Origin of the sequence: Saccharothrix sp. NRRL B-16314 (assembly GCF_000716595.1) — a bacterium.
Lineage (GTDB): Bacteria > Actinomycetota > Actinomycetes > Mycobacteriales > Pseudonocardiaceae > Actinosynnema.
The window spans coordinates 1-7,343 of the sequence record NZ_JNXC01000065.1 but is presented as its reverse complement, the minus strand read 5'-3'; the positions used below and the strand labels follow the sequence as shown (position 1 = coordinate 7,343).

The window sequence follows — 7,343 nt, the reverse complement described above, 5'->3', positions numbered from 1 at the left end:
CCCGCCAACACCACCCGCCGAACCCCATGCCCCCGCAACAAATGCGCCGCCACCACCCGCCCCAACACACCCGTCCCACCCGTCACCAACACCGTGCCGACGCCCCAGTCCGGTCCGCCGGCGATTGGCGCGGACAGGGCAGACAGGCGCGGGACGAGCAGTCGGCCTCCGCGGACGGCGAACTCGGTCTCCCCGGCGGCCAGAGCGGCGGCCAGCGCCGGCACCGGCCCGTCGTCCTCCACGTCCAGCAGCGCCAGCCGATCGGGGTGCTCGGCCCGCGCCGACCGCACGAGACCCCACACCGCGGCGGCGGCCAGGTCGGTCGGCTCACGACCGCCGGCGGCGACCGCGCCACGGGTCACCAGGACCAGGCGAGCAGCGGCGAGCCGGTCGTCGGACACCCAGGCACGAACCGAGTCCAGCGCCTGGCGCACGGTGTCGTGGACCGCACTCGGTCCCGGCTCCCCGCCCGACGTGACGGGCAGCAGCACGATGTCGGGGATCGGGTCCGGTCCGACCACGCCTCCGCTTCCCGGCGCCGCCCACCGGATCTCCGCCGATTCGGTGTCCTCTGTGGACTGGAGGTGCTCGGAAAGGGCCGTCCAGTCGACCTGGAACAGGCCGCCGGACCGGGGTGCGGACAGCCGCTCGACGGGGACCGGCAGCCGGACCACGGAGTCCACCGAGAGCACCGGCGCGCCCTCCGGGCCGAACGCCGTCAGCGCGACCGCGTCGCGGCCGACCGGGACGATCCGCACGCGCAGAGCGGACGCCCCGGCGGCCCGCAGGGTGACTCCGGACCAGGCGAACGGCAAGGACACCGACCCGGAACCGGTGGTCCCGGTGGTCGCGGTGGTCGCGGCGTGCAGGGCCGCGTCGAGCAGGGCCGGGTGCAGGCCGAACCGGTCGGTGTCGTCCGCGATCTCCGCTGGGGGTTCGACCTCCGCGAACACCTCTTCCCCGCGTCGCCAGGCCGCGCGCAGCCCCTGGAAGGCGGGCCCGTAGGAGTACCCGGCGCCGGCCAGCAGGTCGTGGACGTCCTCGACGTCCACGGGCACGGCACCCCCAGGCGGCCAACTGCCGGTCAGGTGGTCGTCCGCGTCGGTGGCGGCGGTGGTGGTCACGGCGACCGCGTGCCGGTTCCACGCCGCCCCCTCGGTGCGGGCGTGGACGGTGACCGCGCGCCGACCACCCTCGTCCCGGCCCGCCACGGTCACCTGGAGCTCCACGGTGCCGTCCGGCGGCAGCGCCAGCGGCTGGTGCAGCGTCAACTCCTCGATCCGGTCGCAGCCGAGCCGGCCCGCCGCGTGCAGCACCAGGTCCACGAAAGCCGTGCCGGGCAACAGAGCCGTGTCGCCGATCGCGTGGTCGGCCAGCCACGGCTGCGCGGCCAGGGACAGGCGGCCGGTGACGACGGTCGTGCCGGAGTCGGCCAGCGCCACCGGCGCACCCAGCAACGGGTGGCCACCCGCCTGCCCCGGCGCCGCGCCGGACCCCACCAGCCAGTGGTGGCGGCGCTGGAACGGGTACGTGGGCAGGTCGACGTGCGCACCGGGCCGGACACCCAGCCAGTCGCAGACCGCCGCCCAGTCCACCGGCACGCCCAGGACGAACGCGTCGGCCAGCGAGCGCAGGAGGCGGTCCGGGCCGCCGTCGTCGCGGCGCAGCGTCCCGACCACCGGCCCCAGGTGCTCCAACGCGGCGGACAGCACCGGGTGCGGGCCGACTTCGACGAACACCACGTCCGCGCCGTCCGCCGCGCGGCGCGCCGCGCGGTCGAACAGCACGGGCAGCCGCAGGTTGCGGTACCAGTACCCGCCGTCCGCCTCGCGCGTGTCGAGCGGGTCGCCGGTCACCGACGAGTGGAACGGCACGTCCGACGAGCGCGGTGCGAGCCCGACCAGGTCGGCCGTCAGCACGTCCTTGACCGCCTCGACGGCGGGTGAGTGCGAGGCGTGGTCGATCGGCAGCCACCGGTGGCGCACCCCGTCCTCGGTCAGGCGCTCGGCGAGTGCGTCGAGCCGGTCCCGGTCGCCGGAGAGCACCACGTCCCGGGGTCCGTTCACCGCTGCGATCACGGGGCCGCCGACCAGGTAGGCGCGGGCCTCCTCCTCCGGCAGCGACACCGCGAGCATCCCGCCGTGGCCGGAGAGCTTCGCCGCGACGGCGCGGCTGCGCGCCACGACCACCCGCGCGCCGTCAGCCAGGGACAGCGCCCCTGCCGCGCAGGCTGCGGCGACCTCTCCCTGCGAGTGGCCGACCACGGCGTCCGGCCGCACGCCGGAGGCCGTCCAGACCGCAGCCAGCGACACCATCACCGACCACAGCACCGGTTGCAGCACGTCGACACCGTCGATGTCCCCGCGCACCACGTCCAGCAGTTCCCAGCCCACCAAGGGGCGCAGGGCGTCCGCGCAGGCGCGCATCCGCTCGGCGAACACCGGACAGGTGTCCAGCAGGTCGGCGGCCATGCCCGGCCACTGGGTGCCCTGCCCGGGGAACACCAGGATGACGCGCGGTCGCCCGGTCACGGCCGCAGTGGGGTCCGCGCCGCGCGACACGGCCCGCAGTCCCGCCACCAGGGCGTCGCGGTCGGCGCCGACGACCACGGTGCGATGGCGCAACACGGCCCGGCTCGTCGCCAGCGCCGAGGCGATGTCGGCGGCCGACGTGGACGGGTGCGCGTCGAGGAAGTCCAGCAGGTCACCGGCGCGGGCGCGCAGCGCGGCACCGGTGTGGGCGCTGAGCACCCAGGGCAGCGCGGCAGGTGACGGCCCCACGTCAGACGGCACCGCAGGAGGCGCCTGTTCGAGGATGACGTGCGCGTTGGTGCCGCTCAGACCGAACGACGACACACCCGCCCTGCGCGGACGCCCGGCGTCAGGCCAGGGCACCGCCCCGGTGAGCAGGCGGACGTTCCCGGTCGACCAGTCGACGTGCCGCGACGGCTCGTCCACGTTCACGCCGGCGGGCAGCACGCCGTGCCGCAGCGCCAGGACCACCTTGATCACGCCCGCCATGCCCGACGCCGCCTGGGGGTGGCCGATGTTGGACTTCACCGACCCCAGCCACAACGGCTCCCGGCGGTCCTGCCCGTAAGCGGCCAGCAGTGCCTGCGCCTCGATCGGGTCGCCCAGTTCGGTGCCCGTGCCGTGCGCCTCCACGGCGTCCACCTCGGCGGGTGCGAGGCCGGACGCGGCCAGGGCCAGCCGGATCACCTCCTCCTGCGCGGTGCCGTTGGGCGCGGTCAGGCCGTTGGACGCGCCGTCGGAGTTGACCGCCGAGCCGCGGATGACCGCCAGCACGGGATGGCGGTCGGCCAGCGCGTCGGACAGCCGTTGCAGCACCAGCACGCCGGCGCCCTCACCCAGGGTGGTGCCGTCGGCGGCGGAGGCGAAGGGCTTGGTCCTGCCGTCCGGGGACAACGCGCCCTGCCGCCCCAACTCCAGGAACGGATCAGGAGTGGCCATCACGGTCACCCCGCCCGCCAGCGCAGTGGCGCACTCCCGGGTGCGCAGCGCCCGCACCGCCAGGTGCAGTGCCACCAACGACGACGAGCAGGCGGTGTCGATGGTGATCGCGGGCCCGGAGAGCCCGAGGACGTAGGCGACCCGTCCGGAGATCACGCTGGACGTGCCGCCGGTGACCAGGTACCCGGCCACGTCGCGCGGCACGGTGGCCAGGCGCTCGCCGTAGCCGGCGTGCACGGCTCCGGTGAACACCCCGGTGCTGCTGCCACGCAGCGCCGCGGGATCGATGCCCGCCCGCTCGACCGCCTCCCACGCCAGTTCCAGCATGATGCGCTGTTGCGGGTCCATCGCCTGCGCCTCGCGGGGGCTGATGCCGAAGAACTCCGCGTCGAACCCGGCGGCGTCGGTGAGGAACGTGCCGCCCGGCACACCGCCGGACCGGCCGCCCGGGTCGTCCCAGCCCCGGTCGACGGGGAAGGACGGCGCGACCTCGACGCGCTCGGCGATCATCCGCCAGAACGCCTCGGGGGTCGCGACCCCGCCCGGGAAGCGGCAGGCCATGCCGACGATGGCGACGGGTTCGGCCGCGGCCTCGCGCAGTTCGTGCAACCGCTGCCGGGTCTGCCCCAGTTCGGCGGTGACGCGCTTGAGGTAGCCCAGCAGCTTCTCGTCGCCGGTCATGACCGTTCCCCCCACCCGGTGACGTCCACCGGACCCAGTTCCCGATCGATCAGGTCGAACATCTGCTCGGCGTCGGCGTCGGCGAAGGCCGCCGCGTCCGGTTCGGACCCGGTGTCCGATTGCCACGTGCGCAGCAGCGCCCGCAGGCGTCGGACGACCTCGGCGCGGTCCGCTCCCGTCGACGGTGGATCAGCCAAGGCGCGTTCCAGCCGGTCCAGCTCGTCGAGGGCGGTCGCTCCACCACCCGTGGCGGAGCGGGTGAGCAGGTCGGTGACGTGCCGGGCCAGCTCGCGTGGCGTCGGGTGGCTGAACACCAGCACCACGGGCAGCGTCATGCCGGTCGCGGCGGACAACCGGTTGCGGAGCTGCACCGCGGCCGTCGAGTCCACGCCCAGGTTGCGGAAGGGCCGTTCCGGGTCGACGTCGGTGGCGTCGTCGTGGCCCAGCACGGCGGCCACGTGCGCGCGCAGCGCCTGTTCCACCGCCGCTGGCCACCGCGCCGGGGGCAGTGCGGCCAGCGCGCGGGCCAGCGGGGCCTCCTCTCCGGGTGCGGAGTCCACGGGCGCGGAACCCCGGTCGGGTGCGAAGTCCTCGGGGACTTGGCGGAGCACCAGGCCCTCGACGGACAGCACCGGGGTGCCGGCGCCGTCGACGGCCAGCAGCGACACCACGTCGGCCGAGTGCCTGCTCGCCACCACGCGCAGGGTGGCGGCGGTAGTCGGCCGTGCCGTCACCCCGCTCCAGAGGAACACCTGCCGGGGCTCGTCCGCCCCGTCCAGCAACGCGGTCCGCGCAGCGGCGTCCAACGGGAACGCGTCGGAGGTCGGGTCGGCCGGGTCGGCCGCCACTTCGGCGAAGACGTCCGTCCCGCGCCGCCACGCCGCGCGCAGGCCGGGGAACGCCCGCAGGTCGTCGGCGCTCAGCGCGACCGCACCGGTCGGCGGCCACTCGTCCACCGTCCCCGCCGGCGGCCCGCCCGGACGGACGCCCCCGTGCGCGACGCGCCGCCACTCCGCCGGTCCCCCGGTTTGGTAGTGCACGACGACAGGGCGGCGACCGTCGGCGCCGGGGCGGCCGATCAGCACCTGGACCTCGACCTCCGCGGCCTCGGAGAGCACCACGGGCGCCTCCATGACCAGTTCCTCGACCCGGTCGCACCCGACCCGGCGGCCGGCGTCCAGCAGCCACCGCACGAGGACCGGGCCGGACAGCACGGCCACTCCCCCGATCACGTGCCCGGCGAGCAGGCCCGACGACTCCGATCCGCACCGCGCGGACAGCACGACCGTGTCGGAACCGACCGGTTCCACGATGTCGACCGGCGCGCGGCGGGTGGGCGCCGTGGTCGGGGAAGGCTCGGCGGACAGCCAGTGGGCGCGCCGCCGGAACGGGTAGGTGGGCAGGTCCACCCGGCGGGCGCCCGCCCGTCCCAGCGCCGGGGTCCAGTCCACCGGCACGCCGTTCGCATGGGCCTCGGCCACCGAGGACAGGAACCGGCTCCGGTCGTCGTCGTCGCGGTGCAGGGTGGACACCACCGCCGCGTCCTCGGCGATCTCCGCGAGGCAGCCGGTGAGCACCGGGTGCGGCCCGACCTCCACGAAGACCACGCGACGCCGGTCCGCGAGGGCCCTCGCGACGCGGTGGAACTCCACCGGCAGGCGCAGGTTGTCGTACCAGTACCCGGCGTCGAAGCCGACGGCACCGGTGGAGGCGGTGGAGTGGAACGGGATGGCGGGCGGGCGCGGGCTGATACCGGCCAGAGCGGTGAGCAGCGGCTCTCGGACGTCCTCGACGTGGGACGAGTGCGAGGCGTAGTCCACCGGCAGCCGTCGCGCCCTGAACCCGTCGGCCACGCAACCGGCGAGCAGTTCGTCCAGCGCATCGGGGTTCCCGGACACCACGGTGGCGTTGGGGCCGTTGTCCGCCGCGATCGACAGCAGGTCGCCCCACGGCCGGATGCGGGCCTCGACGTCCTCCCTGCCAGACGCCACCGACACCATGCCCCCGCGCCCGGACAACGCGGCCAGCAGCGCGGCGCGGCGGGACACCACCAGCGCGCCGTCGTGCAGGGACAGCGCACCGGCCACGCACGCCGCGGCGATCTCCCCCTGGGAGTGCCCCACCACGGCCGTCGGCACGACGCCGTACGCGCGCCACAGCCCGGCGAGCGCCACCATCACCGCCCACAGCAGGGGTTGGACCACGTCCACCCGGTCCAGTGGCGGCGCGTCGGGCTCGCCGCGCAGCACGTCGTGCGGCGACCAGTCCACGTGCGGGGCCAGCGCCTCGGCGCACTCGGCGAACCTCGCGGCGAAGTCGGGTGAGGAGTCGAGCAGCCGCGTGGCCATCCCCGGCCACTGCGCCCCCTGCCCGGGGAACACGAACACCACGTGATCCGGCTCGCCGTGCGCCACGCCGCCCACCACACCGGACGTGGGCGCGTCCTCTGCCACGGCGGTCAGCCCCCGCAACAACCTCGCCCGGTCGTCGGCGAGCACGACCGCGCGGTGCTCCAGGTCGGCTCGGCCGCGCCAGAGGGACCACGCCACGTCCGCCGGTCGCAGCTCGGGCCGTTCGGCGAGGAAGTCGCGCAGCCTGGCGGCCTGGGCCCGCAGCGCGCCCGCGCTCCGCCCGGACACCGGGCACGGCACGAGGAGATCGGTCGCGTCCGGCGGCTGGACCTCCGGCGGCTGGGCGTCGGGTTGGTCCGGAGCCTGTTCGAGGACGACGTGGGCGTTGGTGCCGCTGATCCCGAACGACGACACCCCGGCCCGCCGCGGCCGGTCGACCTCGGGCCAGGCGCAGCGCTCCCCCGCCACCACCACACCGCCCGACGACCAGTCCACCTCCTCCGTCACGCGGTCCGCGTGCAACGACTTCGGCACCACCCCTTCGCCCATCGCCAGCAACACCTTCACCACACCGGCGACGCCCGCCGCCGCCTGGGTGTGGCCGACGTTCGACAACCCCGGCATCCGCCAACGCCGCACGGATCACCCGCACCTGCGCACGACCACTCGGAGCCGTCAACCCGTTCGACGCACCATCCGACCCCACCGCCGAACCACGCACCACACCCAACACCCGACGACCCGCACCCCGCGCAACCGACAACCGCTCCAACAACACCAACCCCACACCCTCAGCCAGAACCGTCCCATCCGCATCCGCCGAGAACGCCTTGCAACGGCC

General features: G+C 75.4%; 1 protein-coding gene and 2 pseudogenes. All 3 read right to left on the bottom strand.

Annotated elements, in window-relative coordinates; all coding sequences use genetic code 11:
* Positions 1-4,151, bottom strand: a 4,151-nt coding sequence (locus tag OQ02_RS44525) for a type I polyketide synthase (RefSeq protein ID WP_033443697.1), incomplete at its 3' end; no start/stop codon positions are given.
* Positions 4,148-5,437, bottom strand: a pseudogene (locus tag OQ02_RS47425) (phosphopantetheine-binding protein); the annotation flags it as partial. The pseudogene OQ02_RS47425 and the gene OQ02_RS44525, both read right to left, overlap by 4 nt.
* A gap of 228 nt (positions 5,438-5,665) precedes the next feature.
* Positions 5,666-7,343 (bottom strand): annotated as a pseudogene (locus tag OQ02_RS47420) (acyltransferase domain-containing protein); the annotation flags it as partial.